General features: G+C 61.2%; 18 protein-coding genes. 7 read left to right on the plus strand and 11 right to left on the minus strand.

The window, feature by feature from the left end:
- The 3 genes from MOV76_RS32275 to MOV76_RS32285 all read left to right on the plus strand — a co-directional run.
- The coding region (locus tag MOV76_RS32275) for a YafY family protein (protein WP_247266044.1) at positions 1-421 on the plus strand (421 nt) is incomplete at its 5' end.
- 71 nt (positions 422-492) lie between these two features.
- Complete coding sequence (locus tag MOV76_RS32280) at positions 493-753, plus strand: hypothetical protein (protein ID WP_247266045.1); 261 nt, start codon at positions 493-495, stop codon at positions 751-753.
- Positions 754-948: 195 nt separating this feature from the next.
- Positions 949-1,317: a VOC family protein gene (locus MOV76_RS32285; RefSeq protein ID WP_247266046.1), complete on the plus strand. Its 369-nt coding sequence runs from the start codon at positions 949-951 to the stop codon at positions 1,315-1,317.
- 24 nt (positions 1,318-1,341) lie between these two features.
- Here MOV76_RS32285 and MOV76_RS32290 read toward each other — a convergent pair whose 3' ends face one another.
- Positions 1,342-2,196 carry a prephenate dehydratase gene (locus MOV76_RS32290; protein WP_018070385.1) on the minus strand — a complete coding sequence of 285 codons (855 nt, stop codon included), beginning with the start codon at positions 2,194-2,196 and terminating at the stop codon, positions 1,342-1,344.
- A 10-nt stretch (positions 2,197-2,206) separates the two neighbouring features.
- A complete protein-coding gene (locus MOV76_RS32295; RefSeq protein WP_028731852.1) occupies positions 2,207-2,962 on the minus strand; it encodes a 3-deoxy-manno-octulosonate cytidylyltransferase in 756 nt (251 codons plus the stop codon).
- 154 nt (positions 2,963-3,116) lie between these two features.
- Here MOV76_RS32295 and MOV76_RS32300 point away from each other — a divergent pair, with 154 nt between their 5' ends.
- Positions 3,117-3,680 carry a cytochrome c family protein gene (locus MOV76_RS32300; protein ID WP_018244276.1) on the plus strand — a complete coding sequence of 188 codons (564 nt, stop codon included), beginning with the start codon at positions 3,117-3,119 and terminating at the stop codon, positions 3,678-3,680.
- A gap of 128 nt (positions 3,681-3,808) precedes the next feature.
- Here the strand turns inward: MOV76_RS32300 and MOV76_RS32305 are convergent, their stop codons facing one another.
- Complete coding sequence (locus MOV76_RS32305; protein ID WP_003555804.1) at positions 3,809-4,756, minus strand: AEC family transporter; 948 nt, start codon at positions 4,754-4,756, stop codon at positions 3,809-3,811.
- A gap of 519 nt (positions 4,757-5,275) precedes the next feature.
- Here MOV76_RS32305 and MOV76_RS32310 point away from each other — a divergent pair.
- Positions 5,276-6,268, plus strand: coding sequence for an adenosine kinase (locus tag MOV76_RS32310; protein ID WP_018244277.1), 993 nt, complete (start codon positions 5,276-5,278; stop codon positions 6,266-6,268).
- On the opposite strand, the gene MOV76_RS32315 is transcribed toward MOV76_RS32310, so the two are convergent.
- On the minus strand, positions 6,261-6,800 hold the full coding sequence (locus tag MOV76_RS32315) for an SH3 domain-containing protein (protein WP_028731851.1): 540 nt from the start codon (positions 6,798-6,800) through the stop codon (positions 6,261-6,263). The genes MOV76_RS32310 and MOV76_RS32315 overlap by 8 nt on opposite strands.
- A 185-nt stretch (positions 6,801-6,985) precedes the next feature.
- Here MOV76_RS32315 and MOV76_RS32320 point away from each other — a divergent pair, with 185 nt between their 5' ends.
- A complete protein-coding gene (locus tag MOV76_RS32320) occupies positions 6,986-7,987 on the plus strand; it encodes a D-glycerate dehydrogenase (RefSeq protein ID WP_130718516.1) in 1,002 nt (333 codons plus the stop codon).
- A gap of 13 nt (positions 7,988-8,000) precedes the next feature.
- Here the strand turns inward: MOV76_RS32320 and MOV76_RS32325 are convergent, their stop codons facing one another.
- Genes MOV76_RS32325 through recF form a run of 3 tightly spaced genes read right to left on the minus strand, consistent with a single transcriptional unit; the run spans position 8,001 to position 10,431 of the window.
- The gene (locus MOV76_RS32325) at positions 8,001-8,489 is read right to left on the minus strand and encodes a GNAT family N-acetyltransferase (RefSeq protein WP_130718518.1); all 489 of its coding nucleotides are present in this window, start codon (positions 8,487-8,489) and stop codon (positions 8,001-8,003) included.
- Positions 8,486-9,310 carry a molybdopterin-synthase adenylyltransferase MoeB gene (locus MOV76_RS32330; protein ID WP_168331266.1) on the minus strand — a complete coding sequence of 275 codons (825 nt, stop codon included), beginning with the start codon at positions 9,308-9,310 and terminating at the stop codon, positions 8,486-8,488. Before MOV76_RS32330 ends, MOV76_RS32325 begins: the two co-directional genes overlap by 4 nt.
- On the minus strand, positions 9,307-10,431 hold the full coding sequence (gene recF, locus MOV76_RS32335) for a DNA replication/repair protein RecF (RefSeq protein WP_018448011.1): 1,125 nt from the start codon (positions 10,429-10,431) through the stop codon (positions 9,307-9,309). The genes MOV76_RS32330 and recF overlap by 4 nt, the downstream gene beginning before the upstream one ends.
- A 449-nt stretch (positions 10,432-10,880) precedes the next feature.
- Here recF and MOV76_RS32340 point away from each other — a divergent pair, with 449 nt between their 5' ends.
- The gene (locus tag MOV76_RS32340) at positions 10,881-11,246 is read left to right on the plus strand and encodes a helix-turn-helix domain-containing protein (RefSeq protein ID WP_018244283.1); all 366 of its coding nucleotides are present in this window, start codon (positions 10,881-10,883) and stop codon (positions 11,244-11,246) included.
- 254 nt (positions 11,247-11,500) lie between these two features.
- Here the strand turns inward: MOV76_RS32340 and MOV76_RS32345 are convergent, their stop codons facing one another.
- The 4 genes from MOV76_RS32345 to MOV76_RS32360 form a co-directional block, all read right to left on the minus strand.
- Complete coding sequence (locus MOV76_RS32345; protein ID WP_018244284.1) at positions 11,501-11,701, minus strand: hypothetical protein; 201 nt, start codon at positions 11,699-11,701, stop codon at positions 11,501-11,503.
- A gap of 321 nt (positions 11,702-12,022) precedes the next feature.
- Positions 12,023-13,150: a molecular chaperone DnaJ gene (gene dnaJ / locus MOV76_RS32350; protein WP_018244285.1), complete on the minus strand. Its 1,128-nt coding sequence runs from the start codon at positions 13,148-13,150 to the stop codon at positions 12,023-12,025.
- A gap of 86 nt (positions 13,151-13,236) precedes the next feature.
- Positions 13,237-15,153, minus strand: coding sequence for a molecular chaperone DnaK (gene dnaK, locus MOV76_RS32355; RefSeq protein ID WP_018244286.1), 1,917 nt, complete (start codon positions 15,151-15,153; stop codon positions 13,237-13,239).
- 384 nt (positions 15,154-15,537) lie between these two features.
- A partial coding sequence (locus MOV76_RS32360; RefSeq protein WP_247266047.1) for a transglycosylase domain-containing protein occupies positions 15,538-17,747 on the minus strand: 2,210 nt, incomplete at its 5' end.

Genomic DNA, 17,747 nt, shown 5'->3' on the forward strand with positions numbered 1-17,747 from the left:
CGCCGAGCCGCGCCTTGCCGGCGCTGGCGCCGACGCGTTGGCCAAGATTGCCGCCGTGCTGCCGGCCGATATGCGAGAGATGATCGATTCGGCAGCGCTTTTCGTCGGCCCTAAACGCAGGGACGAGGACAAGGCCGATGTCTCGGCCATCCGCAGGGCGATCCGCCTGGAGCGTATCCTCGAACTGCATTATGGCGACGAGCAGGGCCGTATTTCGCGTCGCCGCGTCTGGCCCTTCGCGCTCGGCTATTTCGAGCATGTGCGCGTCCTCATGGCCTGGTGCGAGCTACGCCAGGATTTTCGCCATTTCCGCACTGACCGCATCATCGATATGGCGTTGCATGAGGGGCGTTATCCGCGCCGCCGCACGGTGCTCCTCAAGGAATGGCGCGAGACGCAGGATGTGCCGATGGAGAACTGAACGCTGCTGCCATAAACTGTCAGCAGATGGAGTTATCATCAGTGCCAATCCACCAGGAAGGAGTACTGATCATGGTAACGCCTCCAGCCATTCGTTTCACCAACGACCGTTTTGCGGCCGAGGCCTTTGCCGATGTCATTTCGGCCGAGACTTTTGCCGATGTTCGCCACTCAGCGCCGTCCGGCCTGCTGGACCTGGTCATGAACATTTTCCGATTTCGCAGAGGAGACCGCACCGGCCTCGACCTTGAAGCGACACCGGATTACTTGAAGCGCGACCTCGGCTTCATCGACGGACGCGACCCGCGCTGCGAGGACCGTTTTTCGCTCTAAAGCATATCGCGCAAAGGTGTGCAGCGGTTTTGCGACAACGACATGCGCGACCGCTTTAGGCCGCCCATCCTTATCGACATTCTGCCCGACGAGAACGGGGCGTTGCGATCGCAACGCCCTCGGTAGTCTGCTGCCATAATCTGTCAGCAGACGAGATCTCTCGCGGCGCCATTTTTAAATAACAGGAGAACCGAAATGACCAGCCCTAATCTCATCATTCTTTACGTCAAGGACCCTGGTGAAAGCGCCAGTTTCTACTGGAACCTGCTCAATCGCGAACCGGCCGTGGAGGCGCCGAATTTCGTCGCTTTTCCGCTTGAGGGTGGCTTCACGCTCGGTCTCTGGCGGCGCAGCAAGGTCGAACCGCAGCCCTCCGCCATCGGCAATCGAGGCGAAGTGGCCTTCATGGTCGAGGGAGACAATGCTGTCGCCAGACATTATGAGGACTGGCGCCAGCGCGGTCTGCCGATCGCCCAGGAACTGACCGAACTGGATTTTGGTCCGACCTTCGTCGTGCTCGATCCGGATGGGCATCGGCTGCGTGTCTGTGAGCCGGATAAATAATTCAGGCGACTTGCGGGGCTTCCCTTACAGCAGGCCTCGCATCGCATGCCCCTTGTAGACGCCGAGGATGCGGACTTTCTCGGAAAAGAACCGCAGTTCCTCCAATGCCCGGCGCACGTTCGGATCGTTCGGATGGCCTTCGATATCGGCATAAAACTGCGTCGCCACGAATTTTCCGCCGAGCTGGTAGCTTTCCAGCTTCGTCATGTTGATGTTGTTGGTGGCAAAACCGCCGAGCGCCTTGTAGAGCGCGGCCGGAATGTTGCGGACGTTGAAGACGAAGGTGGTGACGACCTTTTCTTCCGCCGAATTCCGCTGCGCCCATTCCTCGTCGCGGGACAGGACGACGAAACGGGTCACATTGTTTTCGGTATCCTCGACATTTTCGGCAATGATCTCGAGCCCGTAGAGATCGGCGGCAAGGCGTGGTGCCAAGGCGGCCATCGAGCGGTCGCCGGTTTCCTTGACGAGCTTTGCCGCCCCTGCCGTATCGCCGGCGATCACCGGCTTCCAGCCGTTGGCGCGAACGATCTTCCGGCACTGGCCGAGCGCGTGGATATGGCTGTGCACCGTGCGGATCTCGTCCTTGGTGACACCGGGCAGCACCATCAGCTGGAAGCGGATCGGCATGAAATATTCGCCGATAATGTGCAGCCGCGACTCCGGCAGCAGATGGTGGATATCGGCGACGCGCCCGGCAATCGTGTTCTCGATCGGGATCATCGCGATATCGGCGTCGCCGTTGTCGACTGCCGTGAACGCATCCTCGAAGGTCTGACAGGGCAGCGGCTCCATGGTCGGAAACATGTCGCGGCTGGCCATATCGGAATTGGCGCCGAATTCGCCCTGGAAGGCGATCCTGTTGGTCTTGATGTTCATGATGGTTCCGTCAGTTCGACTTTGCGGAGAGGATGCGCCGCGCTTTTTCGAGGTCGGCGGGAGTATCGACACCGAGCGGAACCGTGTCAACGATCTCGGCGTCGATGCGCATGCCGGCTTCCAGCGCCCGTAGCTGCTCCAGCGATTCGCGCTTTTCGAGCGTCGAAGGACCGAGCGAGACGAACCGTTCGAGCGCCGCCCGCCGATAAGCATAGAGGCCGATATGGTGGTAGAGCGGCCCTTGGCCGTAAGGGGCCGTTGCCCGCGTGAAGTAGAGCGCGTGCAGCCGGGCGTCGGAAATCGGCGAGCCGACGATCTTGACGATGTGCGGCGCGGTCTTGTCCTCCTCATTGTCGATTTCGGTTGTCAGCGTTCCGATATCGACCGCCTCGTTCTCGAGAGGGCGCAAAGCCGCGCGCACCGTTTCGGGATCGATCGTCGGCAGATCGCCCTGGACGTTGACGATGATTTTCGCCTTTCCGTCCGGATCGACTTTCTTCAGCGCCTCAAAGATTCGATCAGAACCCGATTGGTGGTCTACGCGGGTCATGACGACTTCGAAGCCGGCGGCGGCGACGGCATCGAACACTCGATCATCGTCGACGGCGACGACAACGCGGCCGATGGCTGCCTCCCTGGCGCGTAGCGCCACCTGGACGATCATCGGCAGGCCGCAAATATCGGCGAGCGGCTTGCCCGGAAGCCGGGTGGAGGCCATGCGCGCCGGGATCAATACGAGCACGCCGTCTAAATTTGAATCACTCATTGTTCGGGCCTTCTATTCCGGGCTGAAAAGTGTCAAAAAGTCTCACGCACAAGACCATTTAGACAGTTGCAACGATCAACCAAAAGACATAGGTTCCGCGCGATTTCAAGATGGTCCGGTTTATGGTCTGCCGGCTGCAAGGGGAGCATTGCAGATGAATTCATACGTCAATACGGCCGTGGGGGCGCTGCTCGGAACGATTTTCGTTCTGATGTCGGTCTCCATCGCGTCCGAAGGGATCTTCCATTCCGAAGCACCGGAAAAGGAAGGTTTCGCGATCGTTGCCGAAGAGGCGCCCGCCGCTGGTGGTGAGGCTGCGCCTGCCGTTGCTGTTCCGATCGCGCAATTGCTCGCTTCTGCAGATGCCAAGGCCGGTGAAACGGTCTTCAAGAAGTGTCAGGCCTGTCATGACGGCACCAAAGGGGGACCGAACAAGGTCGGTCCCAACCTCTTTGGTGTCGTAGATCGCCCGATCGCCTCGCATGAAGGCTTCGCCTATTCCGCTGCCATGAAGGATTTCTCCAAGGGCAGCAGCGAGAAGTGGACTTTCGAATTTCTCAACAAGTTCCTGCTGGCGCCGAAGAAGGACGTTCCGGGCACCGCCATGGGCTTCGCCGGTCTGGCGAAGGATCAGGACCGCGCCAACGTCATTCTTTACCTGCACACGCTCGCCGATTCGCCGGTGCCGCTGCCGGATCCGAACGCCGCAACGCAGTGACGTGGCAGACAATCGCATGACATCGAAGCCCGGCCCGCAAGCCGGGCTTTTCGTTGTGCAGAGAGCCGCTTAAAGCATGTCGCGCAAAACTGTGCAGCGGTTTTGCGCTAACGACATTACGACGCGCTTTAGGCGCCGAGGAAATAGGCCCAGAGCGAGACCGTGATGGCGCCGAGCGCCGTCGTCACCGTGATCGTCGAGGCGGCGAGGCTGTGACCGACGCCGAAGCGATTGGCAATCAGCCAGGCGTTGACGCCTGTCGGGACGGAGGAAGTCAGCACGATTGCTGCCGTCCATTCGGGACTGAGACCGAGGAGATGGCTCGCCGCCCACACGCAGCCGGGCAGCAGCAGCAGCTTCAAGGTCGAGGTGACGCTGGCGATGCCGAGATTGCCGGAGACGCCGTATCTCTCCAGCGCCATGCCAAGCGATATCAGCGCCGCCGGACCGGCAATGCCGGCGATCTGCCCGACGACCGTTGCCACCGTCGTCGGCATGGTGAGACCGGAAAGGTGCATTGCCATGCCGGCCGCAAGCCCGATCACCAGCGGGTTGCGCACGAGATTGACCGCGATCTGGCGAAGCACGAGCACCATGCTGCGATCGCTTTTGCCGGCGATCTTGCGCTCGGCATGCTCCATCAGGACCGTGCCGGCGACCATCATCACCGGCAGATGCACGGCAAGCAGGATCGACAGCGCCACCAGCCCTTCGTCGCCGACGGTTCGCTCGACCAGCGGCAGGCCGATGAAAATATTGTTGGCGAAGGCCGAGGAAACGCCGGCCAGCACGCCGATCCGTTCGTCGCGGCCGAAGAGGCGTGTGGCCGCGATATGGCCGGCCGTCCAGGTGATGGCAACGCCGGAAAAATAGACGATCCAGAGTCGGAAGGGCGAGGCGCCATGAAAATCCGCCTCGGCGATGGTGCGGAAGAGCAGAAGCGGCACGGCGATCTTGAAGACGAATTCGCTGAGCGCTTCGCCGACATTCGACGCCATCAATCCGCTGCGGACGATCACCCAGCCGATGAGAATCAGGATGAAGATGGGAAGGACGTCGAGAATGATGGCTGACATGGGGGAGGTTGCTCTGCGCGGGGGAGTATTCGACGTCTACAGCGCTGCGCGTCTTTTCGAGAGCCGCAAAGGACGCTGTAGCACTTTGAATTGCTGCATAATTTTATCCTTAAATCGATTCCGATTTAAGGAATTATGCAGTAGCAGCAAACCGCTTGGATTGAAAAGGCAATCGCCGTCCAATCAGGCGCATCGGCAAAACAAAAAAAGCGGGCATAGCCCGCTTTTCCGCTCCGGTCTTGCCGGAAACCCGGATCACGAAGCTGCCAGTTCATCCGTGGTCAGCGTCGCGCCGGTAAGATCGAAGGGATCATCCCTCGTGCGCCCGGCTGCAACTGAAAGCTGCTCATGCCGGTCTTCTTGCGAGTATTTCTAGATTTGGAAGATGACAGGGACATGACGAATAGGCGGCACTTTTGCGAAGAAATAGATGCGCCATCCACCATTTATCCTTCCAAACCGCGGAAATTTCGCTAAGACCAAACCCTGGCTATCACAAAATCCGGGACCCCCCATTTCATGACAAGATTCGATGTTCTGACAGTCGGCAACGCAATCGTGGATATCATTGCCCGTTGCGACGACCAGTTCCTCATTGACAACCAGATCACCAAGGCGGCGATGAACCTCATCGATGCCGAACGCGCTGAACTCTTGTACTCGCGCATGGGACCGGCGCTCGAAGCCTCCGGCGGCAGCGCCGGTAACACGGCGGCTGGCGTGGCTAACCTCGGCGGCAAAGCTGCCTATTTCGGCAATGTCGCCGAAGATCAGCTCGGTGATATCTTCGCGCACGACATCCGCGCCCAGGGCGTCCACTACCAGACCCGGCCCAAGGGCACCTTCCCGCCGACGGCACGTTCGATGATCTTCGTCACCGAGGATGGCGAGCGCTCGATGAACACCTATCTGGGCGCTTGCGTCGAGCTCGGCCCGGAAGACGTCGAGACCGACGTCGTGGCCAACGCCAAGGTCACCTATTTCGAAGGTTATCTCTGGGATCCGCCGCGCGCCAAGGAAGCCATCCTCGATTGTGCCCGCATCGCCCATGAAAACGGCCGCGAAGTGTCGATGACGCTGTCCGACAGTTTCTGCGTCGACCGCTATCGCGGCGAATTCCTCGATCTGATGCGCTCCGGCAAGGTCGATATCGTCTTCGCCAATCGCCAGGAAGCGCTGTCGCTCTACGAGACCGACGATTTCGAGGAGGCGCTGAACAGGATCGCCGCCGATTGCAAAATCGCCGCTGTGACGATGAGCGAGAATGGTGCCGTCATCCTGAAGGGCCGTGAGCGTTTTTACGTCGATGCGATCCGGATCAAGGAAGTTGTGGATACGACGGGTGCCGGCGATTTGTTCGCCTCTGGCTTCCTCTATGGCTACACCCAGGGACGTTCTTTGGAAGATTGCGGCAAGCTCGGTTGCCTGGCTGCCGGCATCGTCATCCAGCAGATCGGCCCGCGCCCGATGACCTCGCTTTCCGAGGCAGCCAAACGGGCGGGGCTTATTTGAAGGCTTCGCCAGGATAGGCGCCCCAGATCTCCGACTGCGCCACCCAGCCCGAGGCGCCGTCGGTTTCGGCGCGGCACCAGTCGCCGTTGCATTCGCCAATGGTGATCATCACGCCGGGTTCTAGCTTGGCAACGATCGAGGCGGAGGGCTGCGCTTCGCGGCGCAGATTGACATAGACGCCTTTGCCCTTGGTCTTCATCCACGGGGCGGCAATCGCCGCGCGTTGGCCGGACAGCAGCGACTGGTTGACCCAGCCTTCGGTGCCGTCGGCATCGCGGATGCGGCGCCAGTTGTCGTATTCCTGGATGATCTCCACCGGCAGGCCGGATTTCAGGTACATCCACGAAACGGCGTAATCCGTTCCCGGACCGATGCGCAGGTTGACGCGCTTGGATTTCAGCGTGACGAAGCGCGGCAACGGCAGTCCGCTTGGCCCCTTGGCCGCCTGCGCATGGGCGAATTCGACACTTCCCATGGATGCGGCCAGTGCGATGGCAAGGGCGAGGCAGGACTTCAGGACTTTGCTGCGCATGGAAGTTTCCGTTTGCTCGAATTCGCGGGCAGGCCCGGCCTGCTCGCGGTCCGGGCTTTGACATTCCCCGGCTGCACCGCGAGTTTTGTTTGTCTTCGCGTGCGGGTCTGGTAGAAAATGCCCGGAATGGGAAAATTATCACCCCTCTTGGTTAAAGACCTCTGAACAAGGCACCACAGGCAGCCATGACAGCGAAGAAAAAACCGAAGGTCTACATCACCCGCAAGCTGCCGGATGCCGTCGAAACCCGCATGCGCGAACTCTTCGACGCCGAGCTGAACATCGACGACGCGCCGCGTTCCGTTCCCGAGCTTATCGCCGCGGTCAAGACCGCCGACGTGCTGGTGCCGACCGTCACCGATCGCATCGACGCGGCGCTGATCGAGCAGGCGGGACCGCAGATGAAGCTGATTGCAAGCTTCTCCAATGGCACCGATCACATCGACGTCGAGGCGGCGGCGCGCAAGGGCATCACCGTCACCAACACGCCGAACGTCCTGACCGAAGACACCGCCGATATGACCATGGCGCTGATTCTCGCGGTTCCGAGAAGGCTCGGCGAAGGTGCGCGCGTGCTGACCGACAAGCCGGGTGAATGGGCAGGCTGGTCTCCCACCTGGATGCTCGGTCGGCGCATTCACGGCAAGCGAATCGGCATCGTCGGTATGGGCCGCATCGGCACGGCGGTGGCCCGCCGCGCCAAGGCTTTCGGCCTGTCGATCCACTATCACAACCGCAAGCGCGTCAATCCGGCCGTTGAGGACGAGCTGGAGGCGACCTATTGGGAAAGCCTCGACCAGATGCTCGCCCGCGTCGACATCGTTTCGATCAATTGTCCGTCGACGCCGGCGACCTTCCACCTGATCTCGGCCCGCCGTCTGGCGCTGCTGCAGCCGACGGCCTATGTCGTCAACACCGCGCGCGGCGACGTGGTCGACGAAGCTGCGCTGATCAAATGCCTGAGGGAGGGCCGGATCGCCGGCGCCGGCCTCGACGTCTTCGAGAACGAGCCTGCCGTCAATCTGAAGTTGGTCAAGCTCGCCAATGAGGGCAAGGTCGTGCTGCTGCCGCATATGAGCTCGGCGACGATCGAAGGCCGCATCGACATGGGCGACAAGGTCATCATCAACATCCGCACCTTCATCGACGGTCACAGGCCGCCGAACCGCGTGCTGCCGGGTCGTTGAAAAACGCTGTAAATCAGACGACGCAGATTGGAGGCGCAAGGACCTTGCGCATCTCGACGAATGTCGTCCTGGCAAAGCCGGGATGCGCCTTTTCGGCGGTTCTGGAAAATCCACAGGCGGCAAAGACGGCGTGATTGTCGGTGAGTTCGATCCGCGTTTCCAGCCTCAAAGCGGGAAGACCGAGCGCCGCAGCCGTTTCCTCGGCAATCGCCAGCAGCCGCTTGCCGAGGCCCTTGCCCTGCATCTCAGGCAGGACGGCGAGCTTGCCGACATAGAGACAATCGGCCTCCGGCCGCAGGAAGAGGCAGCCGATCAGCTTTTCGCCGTCGATGGCGACATGGCCGATCTCGGCCCTGGCCTTTTCGGCCAGTGACTCCGTCGTCAGCTTGAGCGCCGAAGATGGCGGGTCGATCCTGCCGTTCATCGAGGCGAAGGCGGAAAGGACGAGCGTCAGCAGTTCGTCCCAGCGCGTGAAGCTATGATCAAGACGAATAATCGTCATCCGGCTGGTCTTTGTGTTGTACGGCGTCGTTTGTAGCGAACCGTGTCGAAGCGGGCCGAGAGGGCGTCGTAGAGCAGCAACCGTCCGACCAGCGGTTCGCCGGTGACGGTGACGAGCTTGATCGCCTCCATCGCCATCATCGTGCCGATGACGCCTGTGAGTGCGCCGATGATGCCGGCCTCGGCGCAGGCGGGAATCAGCCCCGCCGGCGGCGCTTCCGGAAACAGGTCGCGATATCTAGGGTTGGACGTTCCGTCCTCAGCCGTCTCATAGGGCTTGAGAACCGTCAGCGAACCATCGAAACGCCCGACGGCGCCGCTGACGAGCGGGATGCGCGCTTCTTCCGCCGCATCGGCGGCGGCATAACGCGTGTCGAAATTGTCGGAGCCATCGATCAGCAGATCGAAGCCGGAGAGCTGACGGCGGGCGGCCTCCGGGGAAAAGCGTTCCTCGAAGCGGATCAGTCGGACATGCGGATTGAGCCTGGCGATGGCGAAGGCGGCGCTCTCCGTCTTCAGCTCGCCGATCGTGCCGGAATCATGGATCACCTGGCGCTGCAGGTTCGACAGCGACACCCGGTCGTCGTCGACGATACCGAGCGTGCCGACGCCGGCTGCGGCCAGATATTGCAGGACCGGTGCACCGAGGCCGCCGGCGCCGATCACCAGAACGCGGGCGGCTTTCAGTTTCTGCTGGCCGGCGCCGCCGATCTCGGGGAGCAGGATGTGGCGGTGATACCGCGCTATTTCTTCCGGGCTGAGCGGTTCCATGGCGCCGATGTTATCATGACGCCCGACGCCGGGAAAAGCCGCCTCCGTCATTCGAACACTCTTCCGTCGGAAACCGTGAAAAACTGCGCCCTGTCGCCGAGTGCTGAAAACATCGCGCGATCCGTTCCGGTCATGAAGGCCTGACCGCCGAGCCCGTCGATAAGGTCAAACAGCGCGGCGCGTCTGTTCTCGTCGAGATGCGCCGCGATCTCGTCAAGCAGCAGGATCGGCGCATGGCCGGTGAGATTGCCGACGAGCCGCGCATGCGCAAGCACCAGGCCGACAAGCAGCGCTTTCTGCTCGCCGGTGGAGCAACGCTCCGCCTCCATCGCCTTTTCGCGGTGATGCACGATGAGATCGGCCCGGTGCGGCCCCTCGAGCGTGCGTCCTGCGCCGGCATCGCGGTAGCGGCTCTCTGCCAGCATCGCCGCGTAGTCATCCTCGAGGTCGACCGAGGGGCGCGAGAACTGACCGTCCATGAAGCCCGAGAGCTGCAGCGATGCCGAAGGGAAGGGCGAGCTCTCCCGTGTTTCCTCGATCAGCCGGGTCAGGAGGCCGAGCATCTCCTGCCGGGCGAGCGCCATGGCGATACCGAGGCTTGCCATCTGCTCCTCGATGCCGGCAAGCCAGGACGGATCGAAGCGGCCTTCGTCCAGCAATTTGTTGCGGCTGCGCATGGCGCGCTCGAAATCGCTGGCGCGGCGGCCATGAGCGGGATCGAGTGACAGAACCAGCCGGTCGAGAAAGCGGCGCCGGTCGGAGGAGGCGCCGGTAAAGAGCCCGTCCATCGCCGGTGTCAGCCAGAGAAGGCGCAGATGGTCGGTCAGTTCGTCCGCAGTCTTTGCCGTCGTGCCATTGATGCGCAGCCTGCGGGCGATGGTCTCCTCGCTCGTTTCGATGCCGGTGCCGATCTCGACGTCGCCCTCCATGCCGTCGAGCGCGGCGAAGATCGAAAAGCCACCGGCCGCGCCGACGCGGGTAATATCGCCATAAGCCGCGCGGCGCAGGCCGCGGCCAGGCGAAAGCAGGGAGACGGCCTCCATGAGATTGGTCTTGCCGGCGCCGTTATCTCCCGTCAGTACGGCATGCCGACCGTCAAGGGTAAGGGCCGCCGCCGCATAGTTGCGGAAGTCTGTCAGCTTCAGACGGGAAAGAGAAACCTTGTGCGGCATCGAATGTCCGGAATCGTAAAGCGTGACAGCTAAGCCGAAGCGGCGCTGATGGCAAGGCTGGCAGCTTTTTGGCCGTGGGATCGTACCGTCGGTGCTGCCGCAAGTCAGGGACGCGGCGGCTGGCGCCACCCAGGACATATATTCCAGAGATCCCGTGACCGAAGTCCTGGTGTCCGACATCTTCCCGGTGTAACGGCAGCCATGACACTTTCGAAATTCTGCTAAAAATACAACCACCGGAGATGGTCTGACATCGCCAAGCTGATACTGTCGACAGTTATTGTCAATGCCTCCCAGCTCCGGATATTCAGGGTTTGCTGCCATCGTTTAAGGCTATTGACGTAACGTAAAGCCCAAAAAAAGTCGGTTGAATTTTGCAACTGCAGGGTTGAGTTATCTGGTGCAGACGATATGGTAAACGGAACGTTTATGTATAAGAGAGTGATGAAGTGCCAGATCCGGTTGATATTATCGTCGGTCGCAACGTCAGACAGTTTCGCGCCCTTCGCCGTGTTTCCCAACTTGAGCTTGGCGAAGCACTCGGACTGACTTTCCAGCAGATCCAGAAATACGAAAAGGGAACGAACCGCGTTTCCGCCAGCAAGCTGCATCAGATCGCGGTTTTTCTCGACGTTGAGATCTCTGCTCTTTTCGAGGGCGCCGGCATGTCACCATTCGGCAGCCGTGTCGAACTCAGCCCCGACGCCTATGCGCTTGCGCTGAGCTACGACAAGCTGAACTCACCGGCAGGCAAGGAAGCGGTTAAGACCATCGTCACCCTCATGACTGGCGAAGTGGCCGAAACCGCCGCCTGATTCAACGACAGCGCCGGGCATCTTTTCGAGAGCCGCAAGGACGCTCTAGCACTTTGAATTGCTGCATGATTTTAATCCTGCATCGGTTCCGATAAGCTATGCAGCGGGCAATGGATTCCCACCGAAAGCACGACCTGTTCAAGGTCTGGATGATCTCGGACCGATGCGGGTGTACAGCGGTTTTGGAAGGACGGCGTGCCTCAAGGCGAAGACCGGGAAGCAGGTCGCCCGGTTCAGGTTCGATGCCGCGCGCTTCAGTGAATCTCGCATTCGTGCAGCGCCATCAGCAGATCGTCCTGCGTCTGGTGGCCGGCATGATAGAGGTCGATCGCGATGTTGGCGATTGAAAGGCCCTGCTGGCTGCGAAGCTTGATGTTGCGCTCGGCGCACCAGGTGTAGATGGCGCCGGCGAGAACGTCGACGTCTTCGGACTGAGAGGAAAAGGCTGGCGCCATGGTCGATACCCTTGGTTTGGTTGTCCCCCGCTAGAGCGCCGCGCTAAGGACGCTCTATCGCTTTGATTTGGTGCATAACCCCAAAAGGAGATTCCGATCTTCGGAGTTATGCGCTGACCGCAGAGACTGAATTCATTTGGAAAACTTGCAAGCGGCATCATCTGGCTGCGTTAACGCAAGTCGTCTTCCCGTCCGCCGCCGTATCGATCCGGGACAGATTGGCCGGCGCGGGCGGCGAATGTCGCAAATCGGGATTCCTGGAACAAAAAAACCGGAGACGTTTCCGTCCCCGGCTTTCGAAATAGGCGTGTCGATTGCGGCTCAGCCTTCGAAGAATTCCTTCATGCGGGCAAAGAAGCCCGTCGATTCCGGATTGTTCTCCTTGGAGGAAAGCTGCTCGAATTCCTGAAGCAGTTCGCGTTGGCGCTTGGTGAGCTTTTGCGGCGTCTCGATCTGGATCTGGATGTAGAGGTCGCCCGTCTGCACCGAACGCAGCACCGGCATGCCCTTGCCCTTGAGGCGGAACTGTTTGCCGACCTGCGTGCCCTCAGGCACGGTTACGCGCGACTTGGTGCCGTCAAGCGTCGCTACGTCGAAGGTTCCGCCGAGCGCGGCCGTCGTCATCGAGATCGGAACCGCGCAATAGAGATCGGCTCCGTCGCGCTGGTAGAATTCATGTGGTTTGACGGACAGGAAGATATAGAGATCGCCCGCAGGTCCGCCGCGGGCGCCGGCTTCGCCTTCGCCCTGCAGCCGGATGCGCGTGCCGTCCTCGATGCCGGCAGGAATATTGACCGAGAGCGAACGCTCTTCCGTCACCCGGCCCTGGCCGTGGCACTTCGGGCAGGGATCGGGAATGATCTGGCCGCGGCCATGGCAGGTCGGGCAGGTCCGCTCGATCGAGAAGAAGCCCTGTGCCGCGCGCACGCGCCCCGTTCCCTGGCAGGTGCCGCAGTTCTTTGGCTGCGTGCCGGGCTTGGCGCCCGAACCCGTACAGACGTCGCAGGTGATCGAGGTGGGAACGCGGATCTGCGCCGTCTTGCCGGAGAAAGATTCTTCCAGCGTTATTTCCATGTTGTAGCGAAGATCAGCGCCACGCTCGCGGCCGCCCGACGAGCGCTGGCGAGCGCGCCCACCACCCATCATTTCGCCGAAGATATCCTCGAAGATGTCTGAGAAACCGCCGCCGGCAAATCCGCCTCCACCACCGCCCATGCCGCCATGCTCGAAAGCCGCATGGCCATAGCGATCATAGGCCGCCCGCTTCTGCGGGTCCTTGAGCATCTCGTAGGCTTCGTTGATTTCCTTGAACTTCCGTTCGGCGTCCTTGTCATCCGGGTTTTTGTCCGGATGAAATTTCATCGCCAGTTTGCGGAAGGCGCTTTTCAGCTCTTTCTCGTCCGCCGACTTGGCTACACCCAGAGTTTCGTAAAAGTCCGCTTTTGCCATTAAGGATTAAACCCCGGAAATGGATTTTCCGGCTGCCATGGTGAGCAGCCGGATCAGGTGTTGAAGCATAACCACGCCGTCGCGGATTACGCGGACTTCTTGCGGTCGTCGTCCTTGATTTCCTCGTAGTCGGCATCGACGACATTGTCGCCGCCTTCCGCGGAGGCATCGCCAGCAGCGCCGCTTTCAGCCTGCTGTGCTTCATAGATCGCCTGGCCGAGCTTCATTGACACTTCCATCAGCGTCTGGGTCTTGGCCTTGATGTCATCGGCATCGGGCTCCGACGCTTCCGACGCCGTCTTCAGCGCGGCGATCGCATCCGAGATCGCGGTGCGGTCGGCCTCGGAAACCTTGTCACCGTAATCCTTCAGCGACTTTTCCGAGGAATGGATCAGGCTTTCAGCCTGGTTCCGGGCTTCGACGGCCTCGCGGCGCTTCTTGTCTTCGGTGGCATGGGCTTCGGCATCCTTCACCATCTTCTCGATGTCGGCGTCGGAAAGACCGCCGGAAGCCTGGATGCGGATCTGCTGTTCCTTGCCGGTGCCCTTGTCCTTAGCCGAAACCTGCACGATGCCGTTGGCGTCGATGTCGAAGGTGACTTCGATCTGCGGCATGCCGCGCGGCGACGGCGGCAGACCAACGAGGTCGAACTGGCCGAGCAGCTTGTTGTCGGCAGCCATTTCACGCTCGCCCTGCGAAACGCGGATGGTCACGGCCTGCTGGTTGTCTTCGGCGGTCGAGAAGGTCTGGCTCTTCTTCGTCGGGATCGTCGTGTTGCGTTCGATCAGGCGGGTGAAGACACCACCGAGGGTCTCGATGCCGAGCGACAGCGGCGTCACGTCGAGGAGCAGGACGTCCTTGACGTCGCCCTGCAGAACGCCGGCCTGGATGGCAGCACCAAGCGCCACCACTTCATCCGGGTTGACGCCCTTATGCGGCTCCTTGCCGAACAGCTGCTTGACGACTTCCTGTACCTTCGGCATGCGGCTCATGCCACCGACGAGAACCACTTCGTCGATTTCGGCAGCGGTGACACCGGCATCCTTGAGCGCTGCCTTGCACGGCGCGATCGTGCGCTGGACGAGATCGTCGACCAGGCTCTCGAGCTTGGCACGGGTCAGCTTCAGCGTCAGATGCTTCGGGCCGGAGGCGTCGGCCGTGATGAACGGCAGGTTGATTTCGGTCTGCTGCGAGGACGAAAGCTCGATCTTTGCCTTTTCCGCAGCTTCCTTGAGGCGCTGCAGGGCAAGCTTGTCGTTCTTCAGGTCGATGCCGTTGTCCCTCTTGAACTCGGCAACGAGATATTCGACGAGACGCATGTCGAAGTCTTCACCGCCGAGGAAAGTATCGCCGTTGGTGGACTTCACTTCGAAGACGCCGTCGCCGATCTCGAGGATCGAAATATCGAAGGTGCCGCCGCCAAGGTCGTAGACGGCAATTGTCTTGCCTTCTTTCTTGTCGAGGCCGTAGGCGAGGGCTGCAGCGGTCGGCTCGTTGATGATGCGCAGAACTTCAAGACCAGCGATGCGGCCGGCATCCTTGGTTGCCTGGCGCTGCGCGTCGTTGAAATAGGCGGGAACGGTGATGACGGCCTTCTCGACCTTTTCGCCGAGATAGGATTCGGCGGTTTCCTTCATCTTCTGAAGGATCATTGCGGAAATCTGTGCGGGCGAGTAGCCCTTGCCATTGGCTTCGACCCAGGCGTCGCCATTGTCGCCCTTGACGATGGTGAAGGGAACGAGGTGCTTGTCCTTCTCGACGGTCGGATCTTCGTAGCGGCGGCCGATCAGGCGCTTGACCGCAAAGAGCGTGTTCGTCGGGTTGGTGACTGCCTGGCGCTTGGCCGGCTGGCCGACGAGGCGTTCGCCATCATCGGAAAATGCCACCATGGAAGGGGTCGTGCGTGCACCTTCCGCATTCTCGATAACCTTCGCGTCCTTGCCGTCCATGACTGCGACGCAGGAATTCGTCGTTCCAAGGTCGATACCAATTACTTTTGCCATGTCATTCTCTCCTTGAAGCAAGCTGTCGGAACCCCGAGAAGGCATTTCCCTGACAGCCCCTTACGGGATGGGTCTACTTGCGATTACGCAATCGTGATTGCGGTGATGCGGCGTATATAAGGAGCGGTTTTCTGGACTGCAAGGCGAGAAATGCCCCGGAATCCAGCAAAACGAATGTGTTGCGTTCAATTTTTACAGTAGCCGGGAAAGAGGTCGCCCCATGTCCGGAAAGCGGCCGATTTTTAGAGCATGTCGCGCAAAACTGTGAAGCGGTCTTGCGACGACGACATGCGTAAAACAAAGACCTAAATCGCGAGGAGCGACTCTGAAAGATCGCGATGCGCTTTAGAGCATCGGGCTTGTGTTGGACGTGCAGCAAAGATCTCACTGGCCCATGATCAGATCGAGCAGCGTCGTGCGCCGCGGCTGGACGGAAGAGGTTGTCTGCGCGCCTCCGACATCCCCGGGTGGCACCACGCCCTCATAGTTCGAGCCGCCGCCTTCGGCAATGTCTGCGGGCGGAATCGGGCCATTGCCGGAGCTTGCCGCCTGCTGCCGGACAGGCGCTTGCGGATAGCGGTTTGCATTGTCGTCGCCGCCGAAGACGCCGGAAATGATACCGCCGATCGTTGACGGCGGCGCCTCGGCCGTCATCGGTTGCCCGCTGCCCAGCTGCCCATCGCCCGTTTGTCCATCACCAGGGGCTGCCTGCGCCATCGGCTGACCATTGTTCGGATCGGCGATCAACTGGCCGTTGCCGAAGAGCGGTGCCGGCGAAAGACCCTTGTGGGCGGCGATCATGAATTCCTTCCAGGCCTTGGCGGGCAGGCCGCCGCCTGTCACCTTCTTCATCGGCTTGCCGTCGTCATTGCCGAACCAGACCCCCGTGGTGAGGTTGCTGGTGAAGCCGACGAAGAGCGCGTCGCGCGAATTCTGCGTTGTGCCGGTCTTTCCCGCCGCCTGCCAGCCTGGGATCTTGGCGCTCTTGCCGGTGCCGTTGTCGATGACGCCCATCATCATGGCATCCATCTCGGCGACGATCTGCTCGGAGAGCACGCGCGGTGGGCTGTCATAGGTATTTTCGTAGAGAACCTTCCCTTCGGCAGTCGTCACCCGGCGAATGACGTGCGGCGTCGCCTTGTAGCCGCCGTTCATGAAGGCGGCATAGGAGGCGGTAAGTTCCATCAGCGACACCTCGGACGTGCCGAGCGCGATCGAGGCGTTGGGCTGCAGCTCGCTTTCGATGCCGAGCCGGTGGGCAAGCTTGATCACCTGATCCGGCCCGTCATACATCACCAGCTGGGCGGCCACCGTGTTCAGCGACTTGGCCAGCGCGGTCGCCAGCGTCACTTCGCCATTGTATTTCTTCTCGTAATTTTCGGGCGTCCAGTCGCCGATCCGGATCGGCGCGTCGTTGAACACCGAATAGGGCGTCAGCCCCTTCTCGAGTGCTGCGGCATAGACGAAGGGCTTGAACGAGGAACCCGGCTGGCGTTTGGCCTTGACGGCGCGGTTGAACTGGCTCGTCGCATAGTCCCTGCCGCCGACGAGCGCCCGGATCGCGCCGGTGCCGTCGATCGAGACGAGGGCCGCCTGCGAGGCGTCGAGCTTCCCGCCCTCCTTGTCGAGCACGTCGACCAGCGATTGCTCGGCCTTCTTTTCCAGCGACTTGTCGATCGTCGTATCGACGATGACGTCTTCCTTGACGTCGCCGATCAGACCCGGCAGCTCGTCCATCACCATGTCGGCGACATAGTGCCCGGCGCCCGACCAGTAGCTCTTGGCCGAGGCCGGGGTCTGTGACATCGCCGTCTTGACCTCGGAATCGGTGATGAAACCCTGTTCGCGCATTGCTGCGAGCACGAGTTGGGCGCGGGCATTCGCCGCGTCGGCATCGCGGGCCGGCGAAAGCCGCGACGGCGCCTTGAGCAGGCCGGCCAGCACCGCGGCCTCGCCGAGGTTCACGTCACGCGCCGATTTGTTGAAGTAGCGGCGTGATGCCGCCTCGACGCCATAGGCGTTCGATCCGAAGAACACCCGGTTGAGATACATCGCAAGGATCTGGTCCTTGGTGTATTTCTGCTCCAGCCACAGCGCGAGCAGCACCTCCTGCACCTTACGTTCCAGCGTCCTGTCCGGAGAGAGGAAGAGGTTCTTGGCAAGCTGCTGCGTCAGCGTCGAGCCACCCTGCACCATGTGGCCGGCCGTGAAGTTGGTCACGATCGCCCGGCCGAGGCCGAGCGGATCGACGCCGAAATGCGAATAGAAACGCCGATCCTCGATGGCGATGACGGCTTCCGGAATATAGGGCGACATGTTTTCGAGCGACAGCGCCTCGCCGCCGGTCGCGCCGCGATTGGCGATGACGCTGCCGTCGACGGCGGTAATCTTCACATTCGGCGGCCGTTCCGGGATTGCCCATGTGCTGGCGCTCGGCATGCGCGAGCCATAATAGACCACAAGCCCGGCAACGCCGATGCCCGCCCAGATGAAAAGCACGACGCACCAGTAGATCACGCGGCGCAGGAATCCGAAAAACCCGCCGCCTTCACGCTCCCGCGGCTCGCGCCGCCGCCGGGGGGCTGCACGTTGCG

Origin of the sequence: Rhizobium sp. PRIMUS64, assembly GCF_023006465.1 — a bacterium.
Lineage (GTDB): Bacteria > Pseudomonadota > Alphaproteobacteria > Rhizobiales > Rhizobiaceae > Rhizobium > Rhizobium leguminosarum.

Excerpts from the sequence above, each read along its gene's own strand:
- MOV76_RS32280 (WP_247266045.1), top strand. The coding sequence starts at position 493 with ATGGTAACGCCTCCAGCCATTCGTTTCACCAACGACCGTTTTGCGGCC.
- MOV76_RS32285 (WP_247266046.1), top strand. The coding sequence starts at position 949 with ATGACCAGCCCTAATCTCATCATTCTTTACGTCAAGGACCCTGGTGAA.
- MOV76_RS32290 (WP_018070385.1), bottom strand. The coding sequence starts at position 2,196 with ATGAACATCAAGACCAACAGGATCGCCTTCCAGGGCGAATTCGGCGCC.
- MOV76_RS32295 (WP_028731852.1), bottom strand. The coding sequence starts at position 2,962 with ATGAGTGATTCAAATTTAGACGGCGTGCTCGTATTGATCCCGGCGCGC.
- MOV76_RS32300 (WP_018244276.1), top strand. The coding sequence starts at position 3,117 with ATGAATTCATACGTCAATACGGCCGTGGGGGCGCTGCTCGGAACGATT.
- MOV76_RS32305 (WP_003555804.1), bottom strand. The coding sequence starts at position 4,756 with ATGTCAGCCATCATTCTCGACGTCCTTCCCATCTTCATCCTGATTCTC.
- MOV76_RS32310 (WP_018244277.1), top strand. The coding sequence starts at position 5,276 with ATGACAAGATTCGATGTTCTGACAGTCGGCAACGCAATCGTGGATATC.
- MOV76_RS32315 (WP_028731851.1), bottom strand. The coding sequence starts at position 6,800 with ATGCGCAGCAAAGTCCTGAAGTCCTGCCTCGCCCTTGCCATCGCACTG.
- MOV76_RS32320 (WP_130718516.1), top strand. The coding sequence starts at position 6,986 with ATGACAGCGAAGAAAAAACCGAAGGTCTACATCACCCGCAAGCTGCCG.
- MOV76_RS32325 (WP_130718518.1), bottom strand. The coding sequence starts at position 8,489 with ATGACGATTATTCGTCTTGATCATAGCTTCACGCGCTGGGACGAACTG.
- MOV76_RS32330 (WP_168331266.1), bottom strand. The coding sequence starts at position 9,310 with ATGACGGAGGCGGCTTTTCCCGGCGTCGGGCGTCATGATAACATCGGC.
- recF (WP_018448011.1), bottom strand. The coding sequence starts at position 10,431 with ATGCCGCACAAGGTTTCTCTTTCCCGTCTGAAGCTGACAGACTTCCGC.
- MOV76_RS32345 (WP_018244284.1), bottom strand. The coding sequence starts at position 11,701 with ATGGCGCCAGCCTTTTCCTCTCAGTCCGAAGACGTCGACGTTCTCGCC.
- dnaJ (WP_018244285.1), bottom strand. The coding sequence starts at position 13,150 with ATGGCAAAAGCGGACTTTTACGAAACTCTGGGTGTAGCCAAGTCGGCG.
- dnaK (WP_018244286.1), bottom strand. The coding sequence starts at position 15,153 with ATGGCAAAAGTAATTGGTATCGACCTTGGAACGACGAATTCCTGCGTC.